We start from the raw sequence: 25808 nt of genomic DNA, 5'->3' as shown, positions 1-25808 counted from the left end.
TTTATGCTTTCAAGTGTAGTGTTTCCCATTCTACTTCTTGTATAATATCACTATGCAAACTAAGTCCAACAGGACAAGTCATGGCTGCACGATGTAATTTTTCATGTTCTGTAACAGTCAGCAAAAGTGTTTCTGGACAGGTATAAGTAATCTTGATACGTCCAATTCTACGAGGATTATCTACCATTATCTTTTCTATATAGGCTTCTAATCCTTCCAAATTTATTCCTTCTCGTTGTGCCAAAATGCCCATCATTGTCATCTGACAGGAAGCCAACGAACTACACACCAAATCAGTGGGAGAAAAAGCCTCTCCTTTTCCATGATTATCCTTTGGAGCATCGGTAATAATCTGATTTTGAGAGTTGATATGAGTAGCTTGAGTGCGTAAATTGCCTTGATAAATTATTTTTATCATAAAATTAAATTGATTTTGATACCTTGTGTTTTTTTAAGCAAGATGAATGATGTATTTTTATAATTAAAAATAGACAAAAAAGATGACTTTAGCCGAATTTTAGCCTTATTTTTTAACCCATCTCTAATTGCATTTTATTTTGAATACTAATTTCTCTTCTAATTCATTTCCTTCGTTATTTGCTGATTTTCTTTCTCCAGTTTTTATTTCAGATTGGAAAAATGAATTGTTTGAGCAGAAAAATATAAATGTAAAAGTACTACGATTAGATGCAGAACACAAACATATTGGAGGAAATAAGTTATATAAACTATATTATAACTTAGCAGAAGTCCAAAAACAAAACAAAAACAAATTACTCACTTTTGGGGGAGCTTATTCAAATCATTTGCGAGCTACTGCTTTTGCTGCTAAAAAATTAGGTTTAGAAAGCATTGCAATAATTAGAGGAGAAGAGCATCAGAACTTAAATCCTGTTCTTACTTTTTGTAAAGAGCAAAATATGCAACTTCATTATATTTCAAGAAGTGAATATAGAGAAAAAAATAATAGTATTTTTATAGAAAAATTACAAGAACAGTTTGGAGATTTTTTTTTAGTTCCAGAAGGAGGTTCAAATGCTCTTGCTATAAAAGGTACAAGTCATATTCCCAAAATTGCTTTTGATTTGTTGAAAAATAATATTGTTGGTGTCGCTTCGCTAAAACACCAACAATGGCAGAAGAAAGGTTTATTAAATAACAAGATAGATTATTTTGCTTTAGCTATCGGAACAGGAGGAACAGCAGCAGGAGTTTTGAATGGCATACAAGAAATTGAAAATAAGACAAAAACTAAAGTTTTAGCTGTTTCTGCACTAAAAGGAGGTGATTTTTTAAAAGATGATATAGAAAAACTATTAAATGATTTTTATAATGATGACACTACTAAAACAAAAAATACACTAGAAAACCTCATTTTGGAAACTAATTTTCATGAAGGTGGATATGCAAAAAAATCAGAGCAATTGATGAATTTTATTACAGATTTTAATCAGAAAAATGATTTTCAGATTGAGCCTATTTATACAGGGAAAGCCTTTTTTGCAATCTATAATTTAGCTGCAACTAATTTTTTTGAGGAAGGCAGTACAATCGTTTTGATTCATACAGGAGGAGTTTTTTAGTAAAAAATCAATAAGCATAAAAAAAACGCTATAAAACTTTTAGTTTTCATAACGTTTTTAAGTAAATTTGGTAATTATAATAATGATAACGTAAAAAACACACAAAGGTTCGTGTTTATTTTACAATTTCTATTTATTTTTCAAATCTACCCAAAAATTATTTTAGATTTTACATTCGAAATTAGCTTTTTTAGAGATTTTTTAGCAATTTTAGTAGTCTGAATTTTTTAACCTTCCACTAAAAACAATCCTAATCAGATGAATACCAAAGAACAAAAGAACAAAAAAAATAAGGCAAATAATTGGACACTGTTTTTGGATAGAGATGGTGTTCTAAATCGTAAATTAGAAGATGATTATGTAAAAAATTTAGAAGAATTTGATATTCTCAAACATGCAAAAGAAGCCTTAGAAATTCTGACTCAACATTTCGAAACTATTGTAGTTGTAACCAATCAACAAGGAATTGGAAAGCAACTAATGAGTGAAAAAGATTTGGAACTTATTCATAGTTATTTGCTAGAAAAATTACCACAGATTGATAAAGTTTATTTTTGTCCAGACCTTTCCAAGACCAATTCTCCACGCCGAAAACCAGCTATCGGAATGGCTATTGATGCAAAAGAAGATTTTTGTAAGATAAGTTTTAAGCGTTCTGTTATTGTTGGAGATAGCATTTCTGATATGCAGTTTGGTAGAAATGCAGGAATGAAAACGTGTTTTATCAATGAAAAAAATAGCTTTGAGCGTGTAAAAAACAAAGCTTTGATTGATTTTGAAACTACTTCACTCATTGAAGCTGTTCCCTATTTGATTCATCTTACAAAATAAAACACGTTTTTTTTGAAAAACTTCTATTTCAAGAGGTAATCATAACCAAAATAAAGAGGATAATTCCTAACAAAAACCCTCCACTCACTCCAAAAAGAATGAACTTAATATAAAAACTATTTCGCTCATCTCTTCTGATTAATTCTTTTTCGAATTCCTCATCATTCATATCCAAATTATTCATGATAGCATTTTTTAGTTGGTTTAATTCAAACACTAAAGTATTTGGTACATTTGACTCACTCTAAAGAGTAAGCTACAAATATGCTACATTTTAAAAGTGTTGTGAATAGATTTAGTTTTATTTTTCTTTAAAATCTGAATACGAATACTTTCTTGATTCTTTTTCAATATAATCCAAAACCCAACTAATCTCTTCATCGCTCAAGTGATTATAATTTGGCATCATTTGTCCATACTCATTATAAAGGCGAGCTGCATATTCATTGTCTCCTGTAATAGTTTTTTCAGGATATTTAATAAAATTGATAGTAGCAGCACGACTTCCCCAACGAGATTCTGAACCTTTCAAAGCAGGTCCTACTACTTTTTTATGAATAGCGTGGCATTGCTTACAATCATTTTCAAAAATCTGTTTTCCTCTTACTAAATCCATTGCTTGACAACATTCTTTGTAATCATCTAAAACAGGTTTGCTTTTGTAATGATTTTCTAAGGCTTGTTCAAATTTTTTGGCTGAAAAATCTTTGCGTGTAATAATTGGATTCCTATTGAAAGGAATAGCTGTAAGTATAGGATTAGAAATTGTTTGTACAGTTCTTATTTCTTGTTCAAATTCTTTCATTCTGTCAGCTACTTTTTTATCTGTTGTTTCTACTACTTTTATGGTTTCTCTGATTTTACTTTTGATAGCTAAATCAATTTCTCCTGTGTAAAGCTGTTTGTTTTTTTCTGTAACTGCTTTCAAAATTATATCTACTCCTTTTGGTAGATAAATGACATTTTCATTGCCTTGTTTTCCATAAAAATGACCTTTTTCGTTTCGGCTTAAATCAATAATGGTTTTTTCATTTGGAAAAATTAAAAATACTCTTCCTGCTTCTTTGAGTTCTAAACCTTTCACTTTTACCTCAAAAGCTACTGGAATTTGATTTTCAAGTTTCATCAACATATCAATATTTGTCCAACCCAGTCTATTCAAATCAAAAGAATAATTCAAACGCTCTGAAAAACGTTTTTCATTTTCTAGTTTGTCGACTACTTCAGTTTGTAATTCTTCTCTTTTTTTATCCCACTTGTCAAAGTCTTTTTCAAATTTTGACCAAGCCTTTTCTTTATTCTTAAAAAGTTTGTCAATATATTTTCTTAAAGCTCGGTTTACTTTGTCTTTTGGTTTTACTTTGGTTGCTTTTTCGGCTGCAAACTCTTCAAAAATATATGCTCTACATTTTTTATTTTTGATAAGATATTCGGCTGCTAATTTATCTGATTCCCATAAATTTTTATCTAAGTTTTTGAGATAAATTGCTATCAAATCATTTCCACAACATTCATTCATCACTTTCAAACGTTTTTCAAATTCGTAAGTAGAAATAAAAGTTCCTTGAAATTTCTTGTCTGAAAGTCCTTCTAAAATGTATTTTGAAATTCCACAAATTTTCTCTTTCTCTCTTGCTATTGAATCATAGTTCACATCATCTTGTACAAAACGAAATATACTTTGTGATTGATTTTTTTGATTAGGATTCTTTTTATTCTGCTCTAAAAAACTACTAGAATTTTCTTCATTTAAATCATCATAAATAACACGAATACTATCGCCTAAATAATAAGTTTCTAATGTTCTGATTTCATCAGCAGGAATAATAATAGTTCGCTTTCCATTTTTCTCAAAGCTACCTTCATTCTTAGGAAAAAAATCAAGTCTTTCTAATGGAATTTCTGTAAGCCAGTTTTCCAACTCCTTTTCTTTTTTCCATTGAACAGGCGCATCTTCGCTTACTTGTATTCCTTCATAAACCGACATATCGCCTATCTTTTGCTTTGTCGGAACTTCTGCATGAATCGGTTTTGAAATATTTATCTTTCCATTTTTATTCGATTTGGCTGTAAACTCAAACATTCCACCACTTTGCAAAATTTGTCCATCTTGTGTTTGTGTAGTGAGTTTGTTTTCCAGCATTTCAGAAAGTGATAAAGCTTCTTTGAGATTGAGCGTAAGTTTTCCTTTTAATGGATTTCCACTTTCATCTGTAAAAGTCCCTGCTTCAATGGCAAGTAAAGTTCCAGACTTTCCAAAAATGACGGTATCTTTTTCTGTATCAATGACAAACTCTTGTGGAGGAGGCGAATCAAAAAGATGTGGAAAATTATAAGCCAGTTCTTCGGCTGACATATTTGCAATTCTATCATTTTGAGTATTTTCAGAATCTGAACATGAAGTAAAGCAAAATGCAAAGACAACAATAAAAATAAAAAGTAATTTTTTCATGGCTTGAAAGTAAGTTGATAATATAAAATCTACCTTCAAAATACATTTTTTCTTGAAAAGTAACTTATTTCTCTAAAACAAAAATGCCGTCTGAATCATAAATCTATCATTTGATTTTATTTGATTATTAGCTAAATTTTGCTTCAAAGGTGTATGATAATTTATACCCAACATAAAACGTCCTGTATAAATTTGTGTTCCTACAACAGCATTAAATAAATTTCCACCTGTATCAAAAACAGTCTTATTTTCTCTTATATCTTGTTGGCTATGTTCATAATATGTTCCTAAAGTTGGCATAAAACCAAATTTTCCTATTTGTTTGACATAAAAAAGAGTTGCATTGCTACTTACACGATTTCCAAAACGATAATCTTCGCTGTTTTCTGTATTGATTTTATAAGAAATATCAGCCGTCAGACCAGCTTTTTTGTAGCGAATTGTATATTGAGAAGTCAAAAGAAAATCGGTACTTCCTGTTCCAAGCTGAAAATTTGCATTAGCAACCTGTAAAACATCTTCTTCGCTATAATCTGATTTTCCAGTTGGTAGTTTTACTCCACCTCCTACAAAAAAACTATGTTCAAATTTTTGTGAAATTGTGTCATTTGTCGTATTCCAAATTTCATATTGAGCAAGTACAGAAGCATCAGCCATTCCACTAATCGATTTTGTTATTTTATTCTCGTCTTGAAAATTCCATTGATAAGGCAAAAAAGCTAAAATTTGTAATTTTGGATGGGGATAAAATCTAGCCCAAATTTCGGCAGTATAAAAACGCTCTTGTGTTTCGAAGAGTGAAGAGTAATTGCTATTTCCTCCTAGATGAGAGTCAAAAGAAGTACTACGATAACGCAAACCGACAAAGTTTTTTTGAAATTGTGGCATCACTCCCAAATAATAGCTTCCAGCTCCACAACCACATAAATCACAGGCTTTTGAAGGAATAGAAAGGAATAAAAATGAAGTTGTAAAAAGTAAAAAAGCGATTAAATTTTTCATAGTTATAGCTTAGTAAAAATCCTCAACGACGGTCTTGACCTCGTTGACGGTTGGTAAAAATTAAAATTCAGATAAAATAGGGTTATTCAAAAAATCTTCATCAGTAAGTGTTTTTAAGAAGGCAATAATGGCTTCTTTTTCTTCTTGATTAAGTTCAATTTTGAGTTTTGCTTTCAGACTTTCATCTAAAGTTTCAGAATCTTGTATGCCATCTGTATAATGGTCTAAAACGGCTTCCAAATTTCTAAATCTTCCGTCGTGCATATACGGACGAGTAACTTCTACATTTCTCAAACTAGGAACTTTAAACTTGAATTTGTCTTCCTCATTTTGTGTAATTCGGTGTCTTCCAGTATCATTTGGATTTCCGACTTTCAAACCATTATTTCTATAACTTTGGTCTGTGAAAAGTGTCTTAGAATGGCAGTTTGAACAATTTTGTTCGAATAATTCTAATCCTTCTAATTCTTGTGTTGTTAATTTATTTTCTTTTGTACTTTCATTTCTGACATGTTTATCGTAACGAGAATTAGCTGAAATACACATGAGTTGAAACTGTGATAAAGCCTTCAAAAAACGGTCAGTTGTAATTTCTTTTGTACCGAAAGCCTTTTCAAAGAGCAATGGATAATCTGTTTTTGGAGATTGTAAACCTTCTGTATCTCTTAGTTTTTGTAAGACATTGGGCAGCGTTTCGCCCATTTCGTTGTCGGCTTCTATGGGAGCAATAGCAAACAAGTCTAAATGAAAAACTCCTCCATCCCAAAAGAAATTTTTAGACCAAGCTAGATTTTGAATAGGCAATGAATTTCTAAGAGTCAGTTGATCATCAATTCCATGACTTAGGTCGTGTCCATGTTGTGTAAATCCTGATGTTTGAGCATGGCACGAACCACAACTTATATTTCCATCTCTTGACAACATTCCTGTATAAAATAATTTTCTACCGAGTTCGAAACCTTCAACAGTTACAGGATTTTCTTTTAAATCATAAACAGGTGTTGGAAAATTAGAAGGAGTTTTAAATTCAATTTTTTCTTTGGGATTTGCATCCTCCTTTTGACAAGAGAAAAATAGAATTGAAATAGTGAAAACAAGAAGAGTTTTATATAAAAAATACTTTTTCATAATTGGTTGAGTGTATTTAAACCTATAAGATTTTGAAAACCTTATAGGTTTGAAGTTAAAATTTACTAGTGTCCGTCATTATGAACATGATGATATTCAAATGCTTTCATATAGTTTTCAGAAACTTTCAATGAAAAAGGATTTACCATTACTACAGGATATTCTTTTAAACTAACTTGTGTAGTTCCTTCAAGAGTTTTCAAAATATCTACTACAAGATGAATTGAAGGCATAGTTTCTTCTCTTGCTTGTGCTACATCAGTTCCTAAAGAAAGTGTAACTGTTCTAATATTACTAAGAGTTGAATTATGTCCAAAACCCCCAATGTGGTAATAGAACTTTCCATTAGGATTGTTTTCAGTTGGTTCAATAGCTGTTGATGTTCCTTCCATTTTGAAGAAGATATAACCTGAGTTCCAAGACCAATACATTTCTTTTCCTGCACCTTCTACGCCTATGTCCAAAACTCCTGTGCGCTCTGAAGGGTCTTTGGTATTACGAAGACTATCTACACCAACTGTAAAAGTAACTTCATTATAGTTTCCTTCTGGAATATTAGAAAGTTGTATTTTTTGTGTAGCTACATCATGTTCTTTTATCAAAAAGTATGATTCTTCTTGTGGAACTACATATTCACTTCCACTTTCAGACTTCAAAACAATATTACTGATATAATACTGTAACATATCTACTTTAAAAGTTTCGCCTGCTGCATTGGTGTAGTTTTCTCCTAAAGTAAAATCATCTTGACCAGCAACATTATCAAATTTGATTTCGACCATTCCTTTTTTGTTTGGATCAATCTCTGGATCTGTGTCAGAGTCTTTTTTACAAGAAGATAAAGCAGTAGAAAAGGCTATAAAAAAAGCTAAAAAGGCAATTTTTGAGAAATTAAAATTAGTATTCATTTTTGTTGTTTTTATATATAAAATAATAAATAAAAGAGAATAGATTAGAGGGCGATTTTGGAACAAAAATTTTGTCAAAATCGATAAAATAATTTGCTATTGATAAAGACAACAGCAAGTGTCATTAAAGAAATAGAATTGAGAAATAATGGAAATTAGATTGCCATATAGTTTAATTCTGATTAATAATTTTAATTAGAATTAAATTTTGACAAACAAAATATCGAAATTTGTAGGTCAAAGGCTCGTCTTTGATATGTGAGGTTATGTATTTTGTTTTACATAAAATCACAATACAGTTAAAGGCAAACCTTTAACCTACAAAATTCATAAAATAACAATAAGTGAAATTATTAAACGACTGGAGGACGGAAAATTCCGTATACATTTGAAGAAGAATCAAAACCCTGATAAAATCCATTTGGGATAGGATTTTCAAATACAATTAGTTGATTATCAAGAATAAATGAACTTAGTTTTTCTATAAAAAGAAGGTCTAATGTGTATTTTATAGACGAAACAGGAGCATTATCTTGTTGATTTTCGGCTTCTGCAAGTTGTTTTTTGAGCTGACATGAACCTGCACAGCGAAGACCAAACTGTTCTGCAAATTTGTTTGCTCGTTTGAGCTCTGCTAATTTTTCTAACTTTTTATCTTCTTGTTCTTTATTCTCACACAGATTTTGAGCAATATACTCTCTGTTCATTTCGAAAGACAAAACAATCCAAAGTTTTTGGAAAGGTTGTATCAAGATAATGACTATCATGAGAGTGGAGAATATGGAAAGAATTTTTGTCAAGAAAATAGATTGACTTTGTGAGTAAAATTTGAGCAAGGAGCAAAAGATAGACTCTTTTTATTTTTTACAAAGGTAATACAAAAAGAATATAAAAACAAAAGGAAATTTTTCAAAAAATTCTAAGGGATTTCAAAGTTTCTTAGGGTTTAGAATTTAATACACAAATTCGCCTATAAATTTCTCGCCTTTCAGTTTTTGGTTATCAATGGTTACAAAATCTTGAAAAATTTGTAAGAAATCTTTGGTTACTTTTCCTTTATAAAAATCTTGATATTGAGAAAAATCTATAAATTTCCCGAAAACACGAATTTTGACTTTATCCCCATTCATTTCTTTTATTTCCCAATTTCCATCAGCCAAAATTTCGCTCTTTGAATTTTCTTCTTCTGAATTTTCTGTTTTATACATCACAAAAGTTCCATCCGAACGCAAAATAAAAGATTTATCAATTTGATAATAATCATGTTCTTGGTAATTCAGTCTTCTATCTAATACATTTTCTAAAGGCGTATTTTTAGCTTTATTTTTTAATTCTGTGATTTGATTTTCGGTTTCTTTGGTTTGAATTATAACTGAACGCATATTATTTTTGAAAAGTATCTCACTTACAACTAGGTCTTTATATTTTGTTCCTTCATAGACTTCTTTTACTTCCAAAACGAAATTACTACTTTCTATAGATTCTCCTAAATCAATATATTTATCTTCCATTTTGTCTTCTAATTCAAATTCTTTCATATTATTTTCTGTACCAAAACTAAATTTTTTGATTCTTGCATTGGCTTTATAATGTTCTTCCGAACGCTGATAACCATTCCAAATTCTGATAGAAGATATTTTTTGAGGCGTATCAAAATTAAAATTAAGTGTTGACCCTACCCTAGAATTTACATCTCCTTCTGCCCATGCAATATCTGTTCTTGCATCAAACAAATGTGTAGTGTTATAGGCAAAAGTAGGCTCTAAGGTAGAAGAAGCTGTTATTTTTCCATTTACAAGAATATTAGGGTAAAAAAGGATATTTAATGTTTTCTTAGTAGGAAATTGATAACCTATAATCTTTATGTCTTTAATTCCGACACTTTTGTTTTTATCAAAAGTAGTAGTTTGTGCCACTTGATTTTCTAGTTTTTTGATTGTCATATCAGATGTTTTGGTAATTCTTATATAGACAGCATCTGCATATTCTTTAATTAGCATTGGTTTTGTAGCATCAAATTCGCCTTTCTTTTTTCCGTTTATATAAATAGTTACAGTTTCTATTTGTGCTAAGTTTTCTCCCTCTGGTTGTTCTATTTTTAAGGTTTGAATATAAAGGTTATAGACATTAAACATAATTCCTTCATCAGGTGCTGCTCCTAACATCGTTTGCCAACTTGTAGAAGGGTCGTTATCAAAAATATTATATACATTATACTTCTGCTGTGTAATTTTTGTAGAAGTCGCATAAAAACTGTTTATAATTACTGTAGTATCTCGCATTGAGTTATCGTCAGTAACTTTAGTTTCTACTAGTTCAATATTTCCAGTAGATTCTGTACTGTCTTTCTTTTCATTATTACATGAAAAAAGGCTAAAACTAAAAGCCAAAAATAGAACTAAAAGTATTTTGAAATGAGTTTGTGAGTAGATTTTCATAAGTGTTAGATAGATAAATTTGGAAATAAATTTTGTATTTGAAAAATAATTAAATATTTGATAAATCTGTCTGATACCTTTTAACTTCCTAGCACAAAACATTATTGATTCAATTTATACATAATATCACTTCTCAAAACATATTTTTTGCCTTCCAAAACTTCGCTTCCTTCGTGGTAGAGTTTGTGTAAGAAAATAAGTGCCATTCCTTCTTGAGGAATAATTCTGTGTTTCAAAAATGTAGTTTCTCCTCCTTGGTAGCCATCATTTAGGTAAATCATAAAGGTAAAATAACTCGCTTCAGATTCATTTCTGATAAAATTTCCGTCTTGGTGTCCTTTAAATTTGTGTCCTTTTTCGTATTTGTAAAATCTAAAAAGTTCATTTACTCCAACTACTTCACTATTTCCAATTTTGGGAACAAAAAAATCCTTTCCTCTTTCAAAAATTAAATCAGCTAATTCTTGATTATTATAAAATGCCCTTGCATTATTTCTAATTTCTGAAACTACTTTTCCTGTATCTAATTTTGCAGCTTCATAGCCTAAACTTTCACTCAAATCAATATACTTTTTACATTCTTGAGACGTAAAGAAATTCTTTATAGTTATGATTCTATTGCTTAGTAAGTGAATTGCTTTCATAAACTTGGCTGTTCAAATTTTACATAATTTAGTAGAAAGTAAACAAGATAAATCAATACTTTCAAATTATTCCAATAAAAGAATAAAAAAAATGTTATTTTAGCAGAACTTTCCTATTACTAAAAACAGTTTCTCAAAAAATAATTGTGCAAAACGAGTTATGGCAGACACAAATAACAATAAATCTCCTATCGCACCTATACAAATTCGCAAACAATCTTTCAAACAAGTTACTTTTGGAGGTTATCGCAAAGAAGATGTAAGTGAGTATCTTTCTGATGTTGCTGAAAATATGAGTTCAGTTTCTCATCGCAACGAAGAACTGGAAAGACAAGTAGGTTATTTGCATACTGAACTTGCCAAACTTAAAGAAATTGAGCGCACACTTTTAGAATCGCTCTCACAAGCTCAGGAAGCAAGCCGTTTGAACTGGGAACAAGCTCAAAAAAGAGCTGATTTATTGATTTTAGAAGGGAAAATGCAAGCCGACGCACTTCTACAAAATGCCAAATCAAATGCAAAAAGTATTCTTTTAAGTACGCAACAACTTGCCGACCAAACGCTTACAGAAATGAAACGAGAGATAAAGCTCTTGAATTATGCGTATGAATATAGCGCACAGCAAAAGGCACAGATGATGCAAGAGTTACAAAGTTTTATGGAAACAGCTCTTTCAAAAATTGAACGTTTGTCTAAACTAGATGTTGAGCATACTTCTGAACAGGCTTTAGAACGTGCTGAAAGAATGCACCAACATCACAGTCAGATTATTAGAGAACAGTTAAAGCAACTTGAAGGAGGAAATTATCAAGAATTATATAGTCAAAGTGATTCTGCTTATTCAGATTATTCTTCGTCTACAAGTTATGACAAAGAAACTCCTCGCAAGGTTGTCCCAGAAATTCGCCAAGAAGTAAAATATGAAGCAGAGCAAAAAACAAGAGAAGAACAAGAAAAAATAAAGCAAGATTTAAAACAAGCTCAATTACAACAAGAAAAAATTAGAAGAGAAATAGAACAACAAGACCAGCAAGAAAGACAAGAATTTGTTCAAAGAATAAGACAACAAGAGCAAGAAGAAAAACAAAAAGTAGAGCAGCAAAAACAACAAGAAAAAACAGAATCAACATCTCAATCTTCTACTAGCCCTAGTTCTAGAGGAGTTATTTTTGATTTGAGTGATTTATAAAATGTATGACAGACTTCCTAGTCTGTCGAAATGAAATTATTTTTCACACAGACTAGGAAGTCTGTGATACTTTAATAGTCTATGAATCCATTTGCAAAATTTTGGTTAGGTGTTCGTTTGTATGGTAAGGCATTGGCTTTTACTCGTAAGCATAACTTATGGAAATATTATTTTTTACCTGCACTTTTGAATGTGATTGTTTTTGTTTCGGTTGGAATTGTAGGATATTTTTTTGCAGGCAGTACAGTAGAATGGTTAGAAGGACTTTTTAGATTAGATAATCCTGTAACTTGGTGGCAAACAACGCTTTCTTATATTGTTGCATTTCTTGTTTATATAATAGTATTTCTGATTTATTTCAAATCATACAAATACTTGATGTTGATTTTACTTTCGCCAGCTCTTTCGATTGTGGCTGCAAAGGTTCAAGAAATTTTACATCCAGAGCGACCAAACGAAGACTTTCATTTCCCTCAATTTCTACACGACCTTAAACGTGGTCTTATAATCAATCTTACCAATCTAGCCATTGAGTTAGCTATTACGATTCCTCTTATTTTGATAGGACTTTTTTTCTCTCCTGCTTCTCCATTTACTACCGTTCTGATTATTTTGGTAGAATCTTATTTTGTAGGTTTTGGAATGATAGATTTGAGAAATGAGTTTATGAAATTGGGTGTTCAAGAAAGTAGAGCAACTGTCAAAAAACATCGTCCTTTTGCTGTTGGAGTAGGTATAACTATGTATTTTATGATTTTGATTCCTTTGTTAGGAATTTTGTTTGCTCCTATTTGGGCTTGTGTTTCGGCAGGTTTGGGAATTTATGAATTAGAAGAAGAACAAATATAGTTTTTAAAAAAAAGCTCCTTTAAAGCTATTTTAGGCTATTTTCCTAATGTTAGGAAAAATGACAAAATGAAAAATGCAAGATACAAAACGACTTTCTAGGCTGACAGCAATTTTACTTCAATTACAAACCAAACGAGTTTCGAATGCCTCAGAATTAGCAGAAAAATTTTCAGTCAGTAAAAGAACCATTTATAGAGATATAAAAGCCTTAGAACAAGCTGGTGTTCCTATTTGCACAGAAGAAGGAAAAGGTTATTCGTTAGTAGAAGGTTATACAATTCCTCCTGTTATGTTTACAGAAAGTGAAGCAAATGCCCTTATTACAGCACAACGATTAATTTTGCAAAATAAAGACTCTTCTTTCATCAAAGAATATACAGAAGCTATAAATAAGGTAAAATCAGTCTTGAAAAATCATACAAAAGACAAAGCTAATTTACTTTCTGATAGAATTCAGTTTCGTTATAACCTTGAAAATGACAAAACAAGCAATTATTTATCTACTCTACAACTTGCCATAACAAATAATTTCCTTTGTAAAATTGAATATTCCACTTTAGAAACACATACGATAACACAGCGAAAAATAGAACCTTTTGCATTATACAGCACACAAGAAAACTGGTTATTGATTGCCTTTTGTAGATTGAGAAATGAATTTAGAGCTTTCAGACTAGATAAAATTCAAAAATTAGAAGTTCTGAATCAAAGCTTTGACTCTCATGACATGACACTTCAAGAGTATTTTGAAGAATGTAAAAGAAAATATTTAGAATCTTTGCTAAGCCCTGATAAGCCCTTGACATAAGGCTGTCACTTGCTCCTACTAAATTTGTATTCAATCAAATCAAAATTATTTACCTTTTAATTTAAGTAAAATGAATACACAAAAAATCGAAGAATTAAATATCATTGGCATTTCTGTCCGTACAACCAATGAAAATGAGCAAGCAGCAAAAGATATTCCTGCACTTTGGGAAAAATTTATGTCAGAATCTATTACAGAAAAAATTCCTAATAAAATTTCAAATGAAGTTTATTGTATTTATACTGAATATGAATCTGACCATACAAAACCATATACAACCATTTTGGGCTGTAAAGTCAAAAGTTTAGAAGAAGTACCTACTGGAATGATTGGAAAAACAATTGAAGAAACAGAATATGAAAAATTTACGACTAAAGGAAACCTTCAACAAGACATTGTTTATAACAAATGGTTAGAGATTTGGAATAAGAACTTAAACAGAAAATTTACAAGTGACTTTGAAATCTATGGAGAAAAAGCAATGAATCCTAAAGATGCAGAAGTAGATATTTTTATTGCTGTTGAAAATTGATTTTTACACAAAAATGTATTTTTAAAGCTGTTTCAGGCTATTTTCTTAGCATTAGGAAAAATGAATATTATAAGTACAACAAATTTCCCAGTCTGCGTATTTCAAACAGACTAGGAAGTCTGTTATACAAATGAAAAGTGCCTTTAAAGCTGTTTCAGGCTATTTTCCTACCGTCAGGAAAAATGAAGGAAGAAAGTAAAGCATAAGCATAACTGGTTCAAGCGTCGACGCTTGAACCAGTTTATTTATTTTTAATTAAAAATCTAATAAATCTAAGTGATAACGTTTGATAATTTTCTTCAAAATTTCGCCATAAATTGGAGAAGTTGCATAGCCTACGCCTCCATATTTTGTAGAACCAATTTTGTCTGCCCAATCTTCATAATTTTTTCCTTTCGTAAATAAAGGAGAATAACGTTTGTTGGTACTAAGAAAAACAGAGTGTGAACGAAACGAATGCCAAGGCGAATTGTATTCTGCAAAATGGTCTTTCACAATACACTTATAAAGCGTTTTTCCATTTTTTACTACTCGTTTAGAACTCACAATTATACTTTTATTAGCTTGCATTTCTAAAGCTGTATAATATTCTGTTGTTGTGGTCAGACTACTCTTTTGAGCTTTGTCTTTTATGCCAAAATAATTATTATCTACAATTCGCTGCCCATAAGCTGTTTCTAATGCAGATTGAGCCAATTTTATCGATGCAGGAACATGAAATTTTGCTTGTTCCATGAGCGATGTTTCAATTTTATTCAAATCTGTATTATCTGTAAAATAATTATAGACATGTTTCTGAGCATTTACATTATTTAAAACCAAATCAATAAAAAGCTGCGTAATTTCTTTATTCAAATTCAATAATTCATCATCAGGCAATTTATCCAAACGAGAGGCTTTATTTTCTATCAAGTATTTAGTAATTAAAAGCTGCTTTTGCACCAAAAAATTATCTCTTTGTTCTTGATGTGTTTGTGGTGTTTCGTTTTGTGATTCTTCTAAATGTGTCATGATATATGAAAGAACATCATTGATTGGCTGTGATGCTGGCATAGAAGTAGGAATTACACTACTTTTATTTGGCATCTGTACAAGCATATTATCAATTTGTGTCGTGTTGCTGTTCTGTGGAATCCACCATTGAAGTCCGATAATCATTACTAAAATTGCAATGATTACCATCAGCCAACGGTCTGTAATTTCTATTTTGAAATCAACTGTTTTTTTCCAGTATGGAATTTCAAAAAAGACAGGCTGTGAAAGAAGTTTCTTTCCTTCGTTTAGAGTTTGGAATGCGTCGTCGAGTATTATTAGTTGCTTCATCATGGTATTTATTTATTGGATAAAGTTTTTAAATTTATCCGAGGTAATAAGTAGAAATAGGTCAATAAAAACAGAATTATTTGTTTGATAGAATAGTAATTTTTGTTAGTGTAATTATGCTCAACTGCTAACAAAAGGAAGACAATTTTGAAAAGGATTTTCACAAAGACTCTTCAAAGTTTTTAAGTTTCTATAAAATAAAGTATAAAAAACTAATAATATTAGCAATTTTGAAATAAAACTCTTCTTTTTGACAAATAATTCCCAAAAAGATAACAGATTGACAATAATAATTTCTAACTTGCCAAATGTTTAGTAAAAGAAGAAGAAAAATATAACTTTTTTATTTTTCTCTCTAATAAATCAAACGTTTTTTGCTTGAATTGCTAATATTATAAGCAAATATACAAGTTGATTCGATAAACACCAAACTTTTTGCTAAAAATTTTATCAAAATATTTTTTATTTTTTTACACCTCACATAGTTTATGTTCTTCTCTTCTAACTTACGACATCTTCGTCGTGTACATAATTTAACTCAAGAAGCCTTAGCAAACCACTTAGGAGTGTCTTTAAAGAAGATTGGCTCATACGAAGAGGAAAGAGCAACTCCAAAATTAGAGCCTTTATTAGAAATTGCTAATTTTTTTAGTGTTACATTGGAGCAGTTTATTAATCAAGATTTATCGATAGAACCTGAAAGTAAAAATGCCCCTGAATTACCAGAATTGAAAAAATATGCAGCTGCTGAAAGATTGCGTGTTTTGAGTATTACACAAGACCGAAACGAAAATGAATATATTGAACTTGTTCGTTCGGATTCGGAAGAAGATTATATAAAAGGATATTCAGATATTGATTTTGTAGCAGGTTTGCCAAAGTGCCAATTGCCAGCTTTACCTCTCAATCATACCTATAGAGCCTTTGAAATTTCGGATTCACTTTTAGCTGCGCCAACAAATAGCATTGTAGTAGGTGCTTTTGTGGCTGATTGGAATGAATTAAAAGATAATGAACCGTGTATTATTGTTTCTGAAAATACAGGAATTATTTTTCGAAAAATCAAAAATCAGATTACTCAAAACGATACACTTCTTTTAGAAGATACAAATGGACAGTTTTCCTCTTATTCTGTTTTGGTAGAAGATATTGAAGAAATTTGGCGTTTTGCTGCGTTTATAAGTCTAGATTTTCCAGAAGTTCCGACACAAGTAAATCAATTACGACAAACGCTACAAACACTACAAAGTGCTTTAGAAATTTTGGAAAGTAACAAAAAAGAAAGCTCAACTAATTAATTTATGTTTCTTAACTATTTGGAATGGCTAATATGTTTGCCTCTATTTGCTTGCTATCTTTATAAAGGAGTTCGCCTCCAATTTCATTTACTCCAAAGAGAGTATAATTTAACTCCTCAAAAAATTGATAAAAATCAGCATAACTTTTCCCTCCCCTTTCTTTAGCGTAATGATTATCATATTCGAATACAATAGAAGGACGAAAACGATTAATACTTTCTTTTAAACCTACCAAAACTTGATATTCGAATCCTTCTACATCTATTTTTATAAAATCAAGTCTTTCAATCTTCATTTCCTTCAATAAATCATCTCCTCTTCTAACTTGTATTTCTGTATTTCCATTTTCAGAAAGCGATGCTGTACCTTGGTTTTCATCTTCTGGGTTAATATTCATAGTAGAACTTCCTGAAAAATCAGAAAGTGCATAAGGTAAAACTTCTATTTGAGTTGCTCTATTCAAAGCTACATTTTTTTCTAAACGTTCTCTTAGGTGATTGACAGGTTCGAAGGCAATTACTTTTCCTCTATGTGTCGTTTTTTGCGCCATTCTCAAACTCTGAATGCCAATATTTGCACCAATATCCAAACATATATTTTCTTCTTTTACCTGACTTTGGATAAGACGAGCTAATTCCGTTTCATATTCTGCCATCGAAAAAACAGACCATTCTACATAACTTTTTGTATCAATATGAAGTAGGATATTTTCATTTTGCATCCACGAAATTCCTTCAAAAGAGAGGGCATTTTTTTTATTTTGTCTGGACATATAACGAGCCAAACGGTATTTGCCAGATAAAGACCAACCTCTTGAAATGATAATTCGTATTTTTTCCCAACGTGTCATTTTGTAATGCTTTATGAATGTTTGAAGAGTAGAGCTAAAAAACAAGTATTTCTATATTTTATCAAAAGTAATACATAATTATTGAAATTAATAGCTGCAAAAAAATGAAGTTGATTTCATTTTACAGATAACGAAGATTCAATAATAGGCAAGAATCTCATAAAAAATCTAAACTTCAATTTTAATTTTGTCGTATATAACCTTTATATGACAAATACACATCGTTTAGAAAAAGAATTGCATTCAGAGTTTTTAAAGCAAGGAAGAATAGACCCCATTACAGGCGAACAAATTGAAGAAGGACATACAATTGTTATTTGTGCTGCTTGTAAGTCAGCTTTTTTTATAGAAAGTTGGGAATATTTGGGAGAAATACATTGTAATCAAGCCGAAACACTTACTGATATTCCCAAACCTAAAAAGCTATTTTTAGAAGCCAAACCATTAGAATATTTACCTTTTTTGTTTAGAAAAGGAGTTTATTTTGCAAAAACTGGTTCAGATGGAACTTTAGAAATGTTGAAACTAATGATATATACTTCCTCCTCATTATTAGGATTAGGAATTTTTACGGTGTTGATTGGATATTTTATCTCTGTAATATTAGCTGGGCTCGTTTGTTTCGGATTAGTAATTTTGATTGCAACTAAAATGAATGACAAACAAGAAGAAGCAAAGTATGGAATCTCCTCTAATCCTAAAAAAGATATTTATATAGCAATAGATTCAAGGAATCAATCTTTACAAATAAAGCAAAACAAAAAACGACAATCTTTACCTTTTAAAAAAACTAGGCAAATAGAATATTCTTTGGTTTATATGCAACCTAATTATATTCTTACTCTAGAAATTACTCCTATTTCTATGAGAGAAAAAAAAATAAAATATCATACCAGTATCAATAATGATGAGATAATAAAATGGAGTGAATTCTTAGAAGAACTACCTTACAATTTGAAAGTATTACAGATTACAAACTAAAGAATAATTTAACCACTAAATCAAAAAAATGAACTACCCACATCGTTTAGAAAAAGAATTGCATTCAGAGTTTTTAAAACAAGGAAGAATAGACCCAATCACAGGAGAGCTAATAGAAGAAGGACATACAATTGTTATTTGTGCAGCTTGTAAATCAGCTTTTTTTATAGAAAGTTGGGAATATTTGGGAGAAATACATTGTAATCAAGCCGAAACACTTACTGATATTCCCAAACCTAAAAAGTTATTTTTAGAAGCCAAACCATTGGAGTATTTGCCTTTTTTATTTAAGAAAGGAAACCAAGATGTCGATAATACTATTCATTCTCTTTCAGAAAATGCCATTACAGGAATACTAGTATTAATTTTTATGACTCTATTAACTTTTCTTGCAATTCTTGTTGGTAGCCTAACAAGTCCTTTAGTAGCTCTTATGTTTGTTATTGGGCTAATAGGAGCAACAGCTTATTATCTTAATAAAAAAAAATCTACAACATTTTTGAATAGAAAAATTAATCCAAATAGAGCTACTCATATTGCTCTTGACATGAAAAAACAAGGAATAACTATAAAGAAAAAAACAGATAAAAGAACTTTTAATTTTGATGATATAAAAGAGATTAATTACTTCATAGAATATGTTGCTCATACAGGAAGAGGCGATTATAATATGTGTGCTTTGTCTCTGCAATTTGTTTCATTCAAAAACAAAACAAAAAATAGAACTAAGACAACTACCTACTATACACTTTTAGATGTAAATGAAATACCCTATTGGAGTGAGTTTTTAGAACAATTACCCTATAGTTTGAAAGTATTGAATATTAAGTAGCCTTTTAAATTTCTGATAAACTCAACTTATGAAACGATTATTTTATCTCATATCAGCTCTACTTTTCTGTCTTGGAATTGTGTTTTATAAACAAACTCCTACTTACAATCCCTTTGATGATGTATTTGATATTGATACAAATCAACTTTCAGAATGTGATACGATGATTGGAAGTTGTGGAGATATTTATTTTAAGATAAAAAATAACAAACGTCTAAAATTTTACTATACACTATCTTGGGAAGACATGAATAATGTAGTTGCAAAGGGTTTTGTTTATGCAGAAGATACTATTCTTATTACACAAAAATATAATTATTATAACATCCCAGATTCTATAAAAAATCTACCTATTGATATAAACGAATTTAATAAAGCCCTAAATGAATTTGATTATTGCTTTTTGAATAGAAATAGAGAAGAATATAATGATGAAATTACTATTATTCATAAGACAAATCTTGACACAGTTACAATGTCATTAGGTTGGCACGAATTAGAAAATGATTCTACAAAACTTGTTCGTACAATTAGATATTTTAAAAGTAAACCAAGAATTATTCGTAATGCTAATGGAGGTTTCATAGATTAAAACAAAAAACTTAATTCTATGATTCTAGTTAGCAATTATTTAAACTTAAAATTAATTTTGCTCAAAATGAAATTACTTCATATCCCTTTACTTTTTCTTCTTCTACTATTTTCTACCTTATCTTTTGCTCAAAAAACTGATTCTTACTCAGAATACGACCCGAAAATTTATGAAATTATAAAAAATATTTCTACTCAAAATGTAGAAAAAGATGTTAAAAAATTAGCTGAATTTGGCACTCGTCATACACTTTCAGATACCGTTTCAGAAACTCGTGGAATTGGCGCAGCTAGAAGGTGGATAAAAGCAGAATTTGATAAAATTTCGGCAGAGTGCAATGGCTGTTTAGAAGTTTCATATCAAAGAAATTTACTTAAAAAAGGAGCAAACGAACGTATTGTAAATGATGTTTGGATTGTAAATGTAGTGGCTGTTTTGAGAGGAACAGAAAACCCGAATAGTTATGCAATTATGTCTGGCGATATTGATTCTCGTGCTTCTGATGTAACTAATTATACGATTGATGCACCAGGGGCAAATGATAATGCCACAGGAATTGCAGGTATTTTGGAAGCTGCTAGAGTTTTATCAAAGTACCATGTAGAAGGAAAATCTAAATTCAAAAATAGTATTGCTTTTGCTGCTCTTTCAGGTGAAGAACAAGGACTTTTTGGAGGACAATTTATGGCAAAACAAGCCAAAAAAGACGGTTGGGATATTATTGGAGTAATAAACAATGATATGATTGGAAATATTGAAGGTGTTGATGGAGTAATAGATAACCGTAGTTTTCGTATTTTTTCAGAACCAACTCCTACCACAGAAACTGAACAGGAAAGAAACCGAAGACGTTATTATGGAGGAGAAATAGATGGTATTTCCCGTCAGCTTGCTCGTTATATTCATTCAACAACACAAAAATATATGCCTGAAATGAATCCGACAATGATTTATCGTTTGGATAGATTTGGAAGAGGAGGACATCACAGACCTTTTAATGATGAAGGTTTTGCAGGTGTTCGCATAATGGAAAGTCACGAAAATTACAATCGTCAGCATCAAGATATTAGAGAAGAAGATGGAATAAAATATGGCGATGTTGTGGAAGGAGTAAATTTTGATTATTTGGCAAAGCTAACTTCTGTCAATACAATTGTACTTGCAAACTTAGGTTGGTCACCATTAGCACCCCAAAATGTGAAAATTGGTGGTGCAGTTCAGCCTTCTACTAAACTTTCTTGGGAAAAACCAAAACAAGAAAAATCAACTATTATTGGCTATAAAATTTATTGGAGAGAAACAACAGCTCCTCAATGGCAATATGCTCGTTTTGTACCAAAAGAATTTTACCAAAATGATATAGAAAATACAGAAGAACAAATTACCTTTGTGCTTGAAAATATTGTTATAGACAATTATCTTTTTGGAGTAGCTACTGTTGATGAAAACGGACACGAAAGTATCGTAAGTTTTCCAAGAGAAGTAATTCGATAAAAATTACGGATTAAAGGTTACGAAACTGTACTTTACTTTTTTTTATTTGAAATTCAAGTTGCAACACAATATTGATATTTTTTTGTTTGAATATTACAAATTATATAACGTTGCTCTGCAACTAAAAAGCACTTTTAAAAAAAGTAGGGTACAGTAAGGCTACGAAATACAGATAATAATCAAAAAATATTTAATTCAAATTTAACTGGCTACTGGTAACTATTTACTAGTAACTGAACAAACTGGTTACTGATTACTATGCCGTTGTTGGTGTCCTCACCAACGACATAAAATTAAAAAAATGGATATAGAAGACTACAACGACGCAGAATTAGACACTAAATATTTAGGCAAACTAACAACAAACTTTATCAAAATTGCAGATAATTTGAAAGAAGCAGCCTATCAAATCAAAAAAAGAGGTTTTTCAAACTATCCTGTTTTTCCAATTTGTAAAGCAAAGCAACCTATCGGACAAGTTTTGTTTTCAAAAAATGAAATGCCTGAATTAGAATGGGACTATTACGCTTCTTTTTTAGAAGAGTTTGAACAAAGAAATGTTTTAGACAAAGAGGGAAGCGACCGTTTTAAGGCTGCTTACAAAAATCCTGATGAGTTTTGCTGCCTTTTTGTGATTGATGAAGGTTTTACAAGATTTGTATTTGTTCCTTATCCAGAGGAGGAATAAAGAGGAATAAAATAAATCAGAAAAATACAAAACGTCATTTTATTGAAAAATAGAATGACGTTTTTTTCTTTTAAGAATTTTAGGGAAGTAAAGCTATAAAGAATAAAAGTTTTTTTTTGTCACTTGAACAGGGTTTTGACCCTGTTTATAAAAACGTGAATTTTTATATTTTAATTGCCTTTCTATTAATCTGTAAAAGAACTATCAGACCAATAACAAAGAAAATGGTAAGTGCAAAAATACCATTTCGCATAGATTCTGAATAATCTTCAATGAGCGCAAAAACCCCCATTCCGATAGAAGTAGAAAGACGGTCAGCAACATTGAAAAAGCTAAAATACGAAGCTGTATCAGGCGTATCTTTTGGTAAAAGTTTGGAATACGTAGAACGAGAAAGCGACTGAATTCCTCCCATTACCAAGCCTACCAAAATAGCCAAAGCATAAAAATGTTCTGCTGTTTGGACAAAATAAGCCAAAATACAAATCAGAATCCAAAGAACAATCAATACTGTAAGCGAAAAAATATTTCCTTTTTTGTCGGATACTTTAGCAAAAAGATATGCCCCTAAAATTGCTACTACTTGAATAATCAAGATGATAGCGATTAGGTTTGCCGTTTCAAGATGTAATTCTTTTTCTCCAAAAAGTGATGCCATAAACATAACTGTCTGGACTCCCATGTTAAAGAAGAAAAACGAAATCAAGAATTTCAAAAGTGAAGGTAGTTTTTGAGCTTCTTTCCAAACCATATTCAATTCTTCAAATCCTTTCTTAAACCAATTTACTTTTACAGGATTTGAAGGAGGATTATCTTTTAAGAAATAAAACGGAATTTGAGCAAACACAATCCACCAAATACCCACCGAAAGGAAAGACCAACGAGAACCTTCAGCAGCATCAGCAAAACCAAAAAACTCAGGTTTTAGAGTCATTCCAATATTAATAATTTGTAGTAAAACACTTCCAATATAACCCATAGCAAAACCCTTAGCACTTACAGAGTCATACTTGTTTTCTGTAGCTATTTCAGGCAAAAAAGCATTATAAAAAATCATCCCTCCTGCATAACCAATACTGGCGACACTTGCACAGATAATTCCCAGTTCTACATTTGTTCCATCAAAAAAGAACAAACACAAACATGCTCCTGCGCCCAAATACGTAAAAAATTGCATAAAGCGTTTTTTCGTTCCTCCATAATCTGCCATCGCAGAAAGAGGAGGCGAAATAGCTGCAATTATGAGATATGAAAGCGCAATAGCATACGAATACAAAACTGTATTTTCGATAGTCATTCCGAAAAAATCCACTTTTTCACTTCCAAAAGCAGCTCTTGTGGCTTGATTGAAGAAAATAGGGAAAATTGTAGTTGTGATAACTAAGTTATAAACAGAGTTTGCCCAGTCGTAAGTAGCCCACGCATTGATTATACGAGGATTATTTTTAGGCATTGGAGGATTTTTTCTCATAGTTGTATTTGTTTTAACCGTCAACGAAACATAAAGCCGTCGTTGAGGTATTTTCATAATTAATCACTAATAATTAATCACTAATAATTGAAGAGCTTCATCTTCTTTTTCCCTCATCAATTTTTTATCTTCTGTTGAATGGTCGTCATTTCCTGTCAAGTGTAAAAGCCCATGAACCATAACCCGATGAATCTCTTGCTGAAAAGTAGTTTTGAGTTCTGCTGAATTTTCTTTTACTCGCTCTACACTAATAAAAATATCGGCTTCCAAAACTTGTTCTTGCTCTGAATTATCAAATGTAATAATATCAGTATAAGTGTCATGATTCAAATATTCCATATTAATTTTATGTAAATATTCATCATCACAAAAAATATAATTGATTGAAGAGACTACAAAACCTTCTTTATGGGCAATTTTTTGAATCCAATCACTTGTTTTTTCTTCATTTTCTAATTCAAAATCAATTTCTTCACTAAAAAAATTGATAGGTAATTCTTTTTCTTCCATAATCCTGTGTTGCTTATGAAGACAGGGTTAAAACCCTGTTCAATTGATAATTATGAGTTGGTGAGGACACCAACAACGGCAAATTATTGTCGCTCGTGGGGACACAAGCAACGGTAAAGTTAATAGCTAATTTAGAAGTAGTTAGTAAATGTAGCCACAAAGTTTTAGTTATACAACTTGGTACATAACATCCGAACGCAAAACATACTTTGTTCCTTGTGGAACTGGTGTTCCCTCGTGTTTTATTTCGTGAACAAAACAAAGTGCTGTTCCTGCTTTTGGCTGAATTTCTATTTTTTGAATTGTATGATTTTCTTCATTTTTATAATCAAAAACAGTTTGTCCTCCCTCAAAATCATCACTCAAATAAATCATAAATGTAATTCTGCTTTCTAGTTCTTTTCTATCTTTCTCTAACTTTACTCTTCCATCAATATGCTTTTTGAAACGCTGATTAGATTCATATTTATAGAAACGAAATCTAGAATTTAGTCCAATAACTTCACTTTTTTTGGATTCTTCTTTTACTATTTCATTGATAAAATTAGGACAAAACTCTTTCAATTTTTGCCAATAGTTTTTAGCTAGTTTTTCGTCTTCATAAATTAAACGCTCATTATTTCTGATGTTCTTCATCATTTTTGCACCACTTTTCAGGCTTACAGTTGCTTCATCGTAGGATTTATTCTCACTAAAAATAATGAGATTTTGGCATTCTTCTTCAGATAAGAAATTTTCTATTGTCCAAATTTGGGGGCTATGTTGTATTTTTTTCATTATAATTTTTCTATTTGTTTGATTTCTCCTTTTTCAAATTCGTTTCCACATTCTTTACATTTATAATTTTGTGTTTGACGACCAATTCCTAAAAAAGCCCAAATAATAGCCCACCATCCTTTTATGGAAGTGAAATTTTCATAGTGTTCAGTAGATTCACAAACAGGACATTTGATAAACATATCTTTTGCCTTTTGTTCTTCTTCTAGTTTTTGCAAAACTTTTTTTACTTGCTCAGTATCAGCCGAATTTACTTTTGCTTTTATTCCTCCAAGGGCAACATCATAGGTAATATTCATTCCTCCAATGTTTTCATCAAATAAATAACAATCAATGCCTTCATTTTCTAATCTTGATTTGAATAAATGTGCTTCGGTAGGTGTTGAAAAAACTTTGACAGTAAGTAAAGACATATAAGTAGAGATTGAGAATAAAATAAGACCTAAAATATATCTCAAAAATAAGATATAAAAACGAAAAATTATATTTTCTGAAAAAAAAGATTAAATCTATATGAAGTGATTTTTTATCAGAAAGTATATAAATGATAGTAGGATAATTTTTTTATAAAAAAATAAGTCTTACATTTGTAATGTGTAATTTATGTGTAAGTAAATTGCAATTTATA

At 30.5% G+C, this 25808-nt stretch carries 27 protein-coding genes; 12 read left to right on the top strand and 15 right to left on the bottom strand.

Annotated elements, in window-relative coordinates:
- Nucleotide 1: 1 nt before the first annotated feature.
- The gene (locus V9L04_RS06755; RefSeq protein WP_338793324.1) at nucleotides 2-418 is read right to left on the bottom strand and encodes an OsmC family protein; all 417 of its coding nucleotides are present in this window, start codon (nucleotides 416-418) and stop codon (nucleotides 2-4) included.
- Nucleotides 419-557: 139 nt separating this feature from the next.
- Between V9L04_RS06755 and V9L04_RS06750 the strand changes: the two genes are divergently transcribed.
- Nucleotides 558-1583: a pyridoxal-phosphate dependent enzyme gene (locus tag V9L04_RS06750; protein WP_338793323.1), complete on the top strand. Its 1026-nt coding sequence runs from the start codon at nucleotides 558-560 to the stop codon at nucleotides 1581-1583.
- A gap of 258 nt (nucleotides 1584-1841) precedes the next feature.
- Nucleotides 1842-2414: an HAD-IIIA family hydrolase gene (locus V9L04_RS06745; RefSeq protein ID WP_338793322.1), complete on the top strand. Its 573-nt coding sequence runs from the start codon at nucleotides 1842-1844 to the stop codon at nucleotides 2412-2414.
- A gap of 28 nt (nucleotides 2415-2442) precedes the next feature.
- On the opposite strand, the gene V9L04_RS06740 is transcribed toward V9L04_RS06745, so the two are convergent.
- The 8 genes from V9L04_RS06740 to V9L04_RS06705 all read right to left on the bottom strand — a co-directional run bounded on the left by V9L04_RS06740 (nucleotide 2443) and on the right by V9L04_RS06705 (nucleotide 10986).
- Nucleotides 2443-2598: a hypothetical protein gene (locus V9L04_RS06740; protein WP_338793321.1), complete on the bottom strand. Its 156-nt coding sequence runs from the start codon at nucleotides 2596-2598 to the stop codon at nucleotides 2443-2445.
- A gap of 117 nt (nucleotides 2599-2715) precedes the next feature.
- Nucleotides 2716-4866, bottom strand: coding sequence for a cytochrome c (locus tag V9L04_RS06735; RefSeq protein WP_338793320.1), 2151 nt, complete (start codon nucleotides 4864-4866; stop codon nucleotides 2716-2718).
- A 72-nt stretch (nucleotides 4867-4938) separates the two neighbouring features.
- Entirely contained in the window at nucleotides 4939-5868 is a 930-nt protein-coding gene (locus V9L04_RS06730; RefSeq protein ID WP_338793319.1) for a hypothetical protein, read from the bottom strand.
- A 60-nt stretch (nucleotides 5869-5928) separates the two neighbouring features.
- Nucleotides 5929-6996, bottom strand: a complete 1068-nt coding sequence (locus tag V9L04_RS06725; protein ID WP_338793318.1) for a cytochrome c peroxidase — start codon at nucleotides 6994-6996, stop codon at nucleotides 5929-5931.
- A gap of 65 nt (nucleotides 6997-7061) precedes the next feature.
- Nucleotides 7062-7904 (bottom strand): MbnP family protein, encoded by an 843-nt coding sequence (locus V9L04_RS06720; RefSeq protein ID WP_338793317.1) that lies wholly within the window; start codon nucleotides 7902-7904, stop codon nucleotides 7062-7064.
- A gap of 353 nt (nucleotides 7905-8257) precedes the next feature.
- The gene (locus V9L04_RS06715; RefSeq protein WP_338793316.1) at nucleotides 8258-8671 is read right to left on the bottom strand and encodes a hypothetical protein; all 414 of its coding nucleotides are present in this window, start codon (nucleotides 8669-8671) and stop codon (nucleotides 8258-8260) included.
- Between the two features lie 186 nt (nucleotides 8672-8857).
- Complete coding sequence (locus tag V9L04_RS06710; RefSeq protein ID WP_338793315.1) at nucleotides 8858-10342, bottom strand: hypothetical protein; 1485 nt, start codon at nucleotides 10340-10342, stop codon at nucleotides 8858-8860.
- Nucleotides 10343-10443: 101 nt separating this feature from the next.
- Nucleotides 10444-10986, bottom strand: coding sequence for a 2OG-Fe(II) oxygenase (locus V9L04_RS06705; RefSeq protein ID WP_338793314.1), 543 nt, complete (start codon nucleotides 10984-10986; stop codon nucleotides 10444-10446).
- A gap of 160 nt (nucleotides 10987-11146) precedes the next feature.
- Here V9L04_RS06705 and V9L04_RS06700 point away from each other — a divergent pair, with 160 nt between their 5' ends.
- The 4 genes from V9L04_RS06700 to V9L04_RS06685 all read left to right on the top strand — a co-directional run bounded on the left by V9L04_RS06700 (nucleotide 11147) and on the right by V9L04_RS06685 (nucleotide 14364).
- The gene (locus V9L04_RS06700) at nucleotides 11147-12175 is read left to right on the top strand and encodes a DivIVA domain-containing protein (RefSeq protein WP_338793313.1); all 1029 of its coding nucleotides are present in this window, start codon (nucleotides 11147-11149) and stop codon (nucleotides 12173-12175) included.
- Between the two features lie 81 nt (nucleotides 12176-12256).
- The gene (locus tag V9L04_RS06695; RefSeq protein WP_338793312.1) at nucleotides 12257-13024 is read left to right on the top strand and encodes an EI24 domain-containing protein; all 768 of its coding nucleotides are present in this window, start codon (nucleotides 12257-12259) and stop codon (nucleotides 13022-13024) included.
- A 73-nt stretch (nucleotides 13025-13097) separates the two neighbouring features.
- The gene (locus V9L04_RS06690) at nucleotides 13098-13832 is read left to right on the top strand and encodes a YafY family protein (protein WP_338793311.1); all 735 of its coding nucleotides are present in this window, start codon (nucleotides 13098-13100) and stop codon (nucleotides 13830-13832) included.
- A gap of 70 nt (nucleotides 13833-13902) precedes the next feature.
- Complete coding sequence (locus tag V9L04_RS06685; protein WP_338793310.1) at nucleotides 13903-14364, top strand: GyrI-like domain-containing protein; 462 nt, start codon at nucleotides 13903-13905, stop codon at nucleotides 14362-14364.
- A 255-nt stretch (nucleotides 14365-14619) separates the two neighbouring features.
- Here V9L04_RS06685 and V9L04_RS06680 read toward each other — a convergent pair whose 3' ends face one another.
- Nucleotides 14620-15687 (bottom strand): glucosaminidase domain-containing protein, encoded by a 1068-nt coding sequence (locus tag V9L04_RS06680; RefSeq protein ID WP_338793309.1) that lies wholly within the window; start codon nucleotides 15685-15687, stop codon nucleotides 14620-14622.
- Between the two features lie 488 nt (nucleotides 15688-16175).
- On the opposite strand from V9L04_RS06680, the gene V9L04_RS06675 reads away from it, so the two are divergent.
- A complete protein-coding gene (locus V9L04_RS06675; protein ID WP_338793308.1) occupies nucleotides 16176-16985 on the top strand; it encodes a helix-turn-helix transcriptional regulator in 810 nt (269 codons plus the stop codon).
- Between the two features lie 10 nt (nucleotides 16986-16995).
- Here V9L04_RS06675 and V9L04_RS06670 read toward each other — a convergent pair whose 3' ends face one another.
- Entirely contained in the window at nucleotides 16996-17835 is an 840-nt protein-coding gene (locus V9L04_RS06670) for an FkbM family methyltransferase (protein WP_338793307.1), read from the bottom strand.
- Nucleotides 17836-18042: 207 nt separating this feature from the next.
- Between V9L04_RS06670 and V9L04_RS06665 the strand changes: the two genes are divergently transcribed.
- From V9L04_RS06665 to V9L04_RS06645, 5 genes are all read left to right on the top strand, one after another.
- Nucleotides 18043-18816: a hypothetical protein gene (locus tag V9L04_RS06665; RefSeq protein WP_338793306.1), complete on the top strand. Its 774-nt coding sequence runs from the start codon at nucleotides 18043-18045 to the stop codon at nucleotides 18814-18816.
- A gap of 28 nt (nucleotides 18817-18844) precedes the next feature.
- Complete coding sequence (locus V9L04_RS06660) at nucleotides 18845-19648, top strand: hypothetical protein (protein WP_338793305.1); 804 nt, start codon at nucleotides 18845-18847, stop codon at nucleotides 19646-19648.
- 28 nt (nucleotides 19649-19676) lie between these two features.
- Nucleotides 19677-20240 carry a hypothetical protein gene (locus V9L04_RS06655; protein WP_338793304.1) on the top strand — a complete coding sequence of 188 codons (564 nt, stop codon included), beginning with the start codon at nucleotides 19677-19679 and terminating at the stop codon, nucleotides 20238-20240.
- A gap of 66 nt (nucleotides 20241-20306) precedes the next feature.
- Nucleotides 20307-21734, top strand: a complete 1428-nt coding sequence (locus V9L04_RS06650) for a M28 family metallopeptidase (protein WP_338793303.1) — start codon at nucleotides 20307-20309, stop codon at nucleotides 21732-21734.
- Between the two features lie 301 nt (nucleotides 21735-22035).
- Nucleotides 22036-22422, top strand: a complete 387-nt coding sequence (locus V9L04_RS06645) for a hypothetical protein (protein ID WP_338793302.1) — start codon at nucleotides 22036-22038, stop codon at nucleotides 22420-22422.
- Between the two features lie 163 nt (nucleotides 22423-22585).
- Here the strand turns inward: V9L04_RS06645 and V9L04_RS06640 are convergent, their stop codons facing one another.
- The 4 genes from V9L04_RS06640 to V9L04_RS06625 all read right to left on the bottom strand — a co-directional run bounded on the left by V9L04_RS06640 (nucleotide 22586) and on the right by V9L04_RS06625 (nucleotide 25593).
- Nucleotides 22586-23893, bottom strand: coding sequence for an MFS transporter (locus V9L04_RS06640; RefSeq protein WP_338793301.1), 1308 nt, complete (start codon nucleotides 23891-23893; stop codon nucleotides 22586-22588).
- A gap of 66 nt (nucleotides 23894-23959) precedes the next feature.
- The gene (gene ybeY / locus V9L04_RS06635; RefSeq protein WP_338793300.1) at nucleotides 23960-24403 is read right to left on the bottom strand and encodes an rRNA maturation RNase YbeY; all 444 of its coding nucleotides are present in this window, start codon (nucleotides 24401-24403) and stop codon (nucleotides 23960-23962) included.
- Between the two features lie 168 nt (nucleotides 24404-24571).
- Nucleotides 24572-25180, bottom strand: coding sequence for a 2OG-Fe(II) oxygenase (locus V9L04_RS06630; RefSeq protein ID WP_338793299.1), 609 nt, complete (start codon nucleotides 25178-25180; stop codon nucleotides 24572-24574).
- The gene (locus tag V9L04_RS06625) at nucleotides 25180-25593 is read right to left on the bottom strand and encodes a hypothetical protein (protein ID WP_338793298.1); all 414 of its coding nucleotides are present in this window, start codon (nucleotides 25591-25593) and stop codon (nucleotides 25180-25182) included. Before V9L04_RS06625 ends, V9L04_RS06630 begins: the two co-directional genes overlap by 1 nt.
- Nucleotides 25594-25808 lie beyond the last annotated feature (215 nt).

Source organism: Bernardetia sp. MNP-M8, assembly GCF_037126285.1.
Classification (GTDB): Bacteria; Bacteroidota; Bacteroidia; order Cytophagales; family Bernardetiaceae; genus Bernardetia.
The sequence above is the reverse complement of the archived record's forward strand: the minus strand, read 5'-3'. Positions and strand labels throughout refer to the sequence as shown.

Coding starts and splice junctions, on each gene's coding strand:
- V9L04_RS06755 (WP_338793324.1), bottom strand. CDS start 418: ATGATAAAAATAATTTATCAAGGCAATTTACGCACTCAAGCTACTCAT.
- V9L04_RS06745 (WP_338793322.1), top strand. CDS start 1,842: ATGAATACCAAAGAACAAAAGAACAAAAAAAATAAGGCAAATAATTGG.
- V9L04_RS06740 (WP_338793321.1), bottom strand. CDS start 2,598: ATGAATAATTTGGATATGAATGATGAGGAATTCGAAAAAGAATTAATC.
- V9L04_RS06735 (WP_338793320.1), bottom strand. CDS start 4,866: ATGAAAAAATTACTTTTTATTTTTATTGTTGTCTTTGCATTTTGCTTT.
- V9L04_RS06730 (WP_338793319.1), bottom strand. CDS start 5,868: ATGAAAAATTTAATCGCTTTTTTACTTTTTACAACTTCATTTTTATTC.
- V9L04_RS06725 (WP_338793318.1), bottom strand. CDS start 6,996: ATGAAAAAGTATTTTTTATATAAAACTCTTCTTGTTTTCACTATTTCA.
- V9L04_RS06720 (WP_338793317.1), bottom strand. CDS start 7,904: ATGAATACTAATTTTAATTTCTCAAAAATTGCCTTTTTAGCTTTTTTT.
- V9L04_RS06715 (WP_338793316.1), bottom strand. CDS start 8,671: ATGATAGTCATTATCTTGATACAACCTTTCCAAAAACTTTGGATTGTT.
- V9L04_RS06710 (WP_338793315.1), bottom strand. CDS start 10,342: ATGAAAATCTACTCACAAACTCATTTCAAAATACTTTTAGTTCTATTT.
- V9L04_RS06705 (WP_338793314.1), bottom strand. CDS start 10,986: ATGAAAGCAATTCACTTACTAAGCAATAGAATCATAACTATAAAGAAT.
- V9L04_RS06700 (WP_338793313.1), top strand. CDS start 11,147: ATGGCAGACACAAATAACAATAAATCTCCTATCGCACCTATACAAATT.
- V9L04_RS06695 (WP_338793312.1), top strand. CDS start 12,257: ATGAATCCATTTGCAAAATTTTGGTTAGGTGTTCGTTTGTATGGTAAG.
- V9L04_RS06690 (WP_338793311.1), top strand. CDS start 13,098: ATGCAAGATACAAAACGACTTTCTAGGCTGACAGCAATTTTACTTCAA.
- V9L04_RS06685 (WP_338793310.1), top strand. CDS start 13,903: ATGAATACACAAAAAATCGAAGAATTAAATATCATTGGCATTTCTGTC.
- V9L04_RS06680 (WP_338793309.1), bottom strand. CDS start 15,687: ATGAAGCAACTAATAATACTCGACGACGCATTCCAAACTCTAAACGAA.
- V9L04_RS06675 (WP_338793308.1), top strand. CDS start 16,176: ATGTTCTTCTCTTCTAACTTACGACATCTTCGTCGTGTACATAATTTA.
- V9L04_RS06670 (WP_338793307.1), bottom strand. CDS start 17,835: ATGACACGTTGGGAAAAAATACGAATTATCATTTCAAGAGGTTGGTCT.
- V9L04_RS06665 (WP_338793306.1), top strand. CDS start 18,043: ATGACAAATACACATCGTTTAGAAAAAGAATTGCATTCAGAGTTTTTA.
- V9L04_RS06660 (WP_338793305.1), top strand. CDS start 18,845: ATGAACTACCCACATCGTTTAGAAAAAGAATTGCATTCAGAGTTTTTA.
- V9L04_RS06655 (WP_338793304.1), top strand. CDS start 19,677: ATGAAACGATTATTTTATCTCATATCAGCTCTACTTTTCTGTCTTGGA.
- V9L04_RS06650 (WP_338793303.1), top strand. CDS start 20,307: ATGAAATTACTTCATATCCCTTTACTTTTTCTTCTTCTACTATTTTCT.
- V9L04_RS06645 (WP_338793302.1), top strand. CDS start 22,036: ATGGATATAGAAGACTACAACGACGCAGAATTAGACACTAAATATTTA.
- V9L04_RS06640 (WP_338793301.1), bottom strand. CDS start 23,893: ATGAGAAAAAATCCTCCAATGCCTAAAAATAATCCTCGTATAATCAAT.
- ybeY (WP_338793300.1), bottom strand. CDS start 24,403: ATGGAAGAAAAAGAATTACCTATCAATTTTTTTAGTGAAGAAATTGAT.
- V9L04_RS06630 (WP_338793299.1), bottom strand. CDS start 25,180: ATGAAAAAAATACAACATAGCCCCCAAATTTGGACAATAGAAAATTTC.
- V9L04_RS06625 (WP_338793298.1), bottom strand. CDS start 25,593: ATGTCTTTACTTACTGTCAAAGTTTTTTCAACACCTACCGAAGCACAT.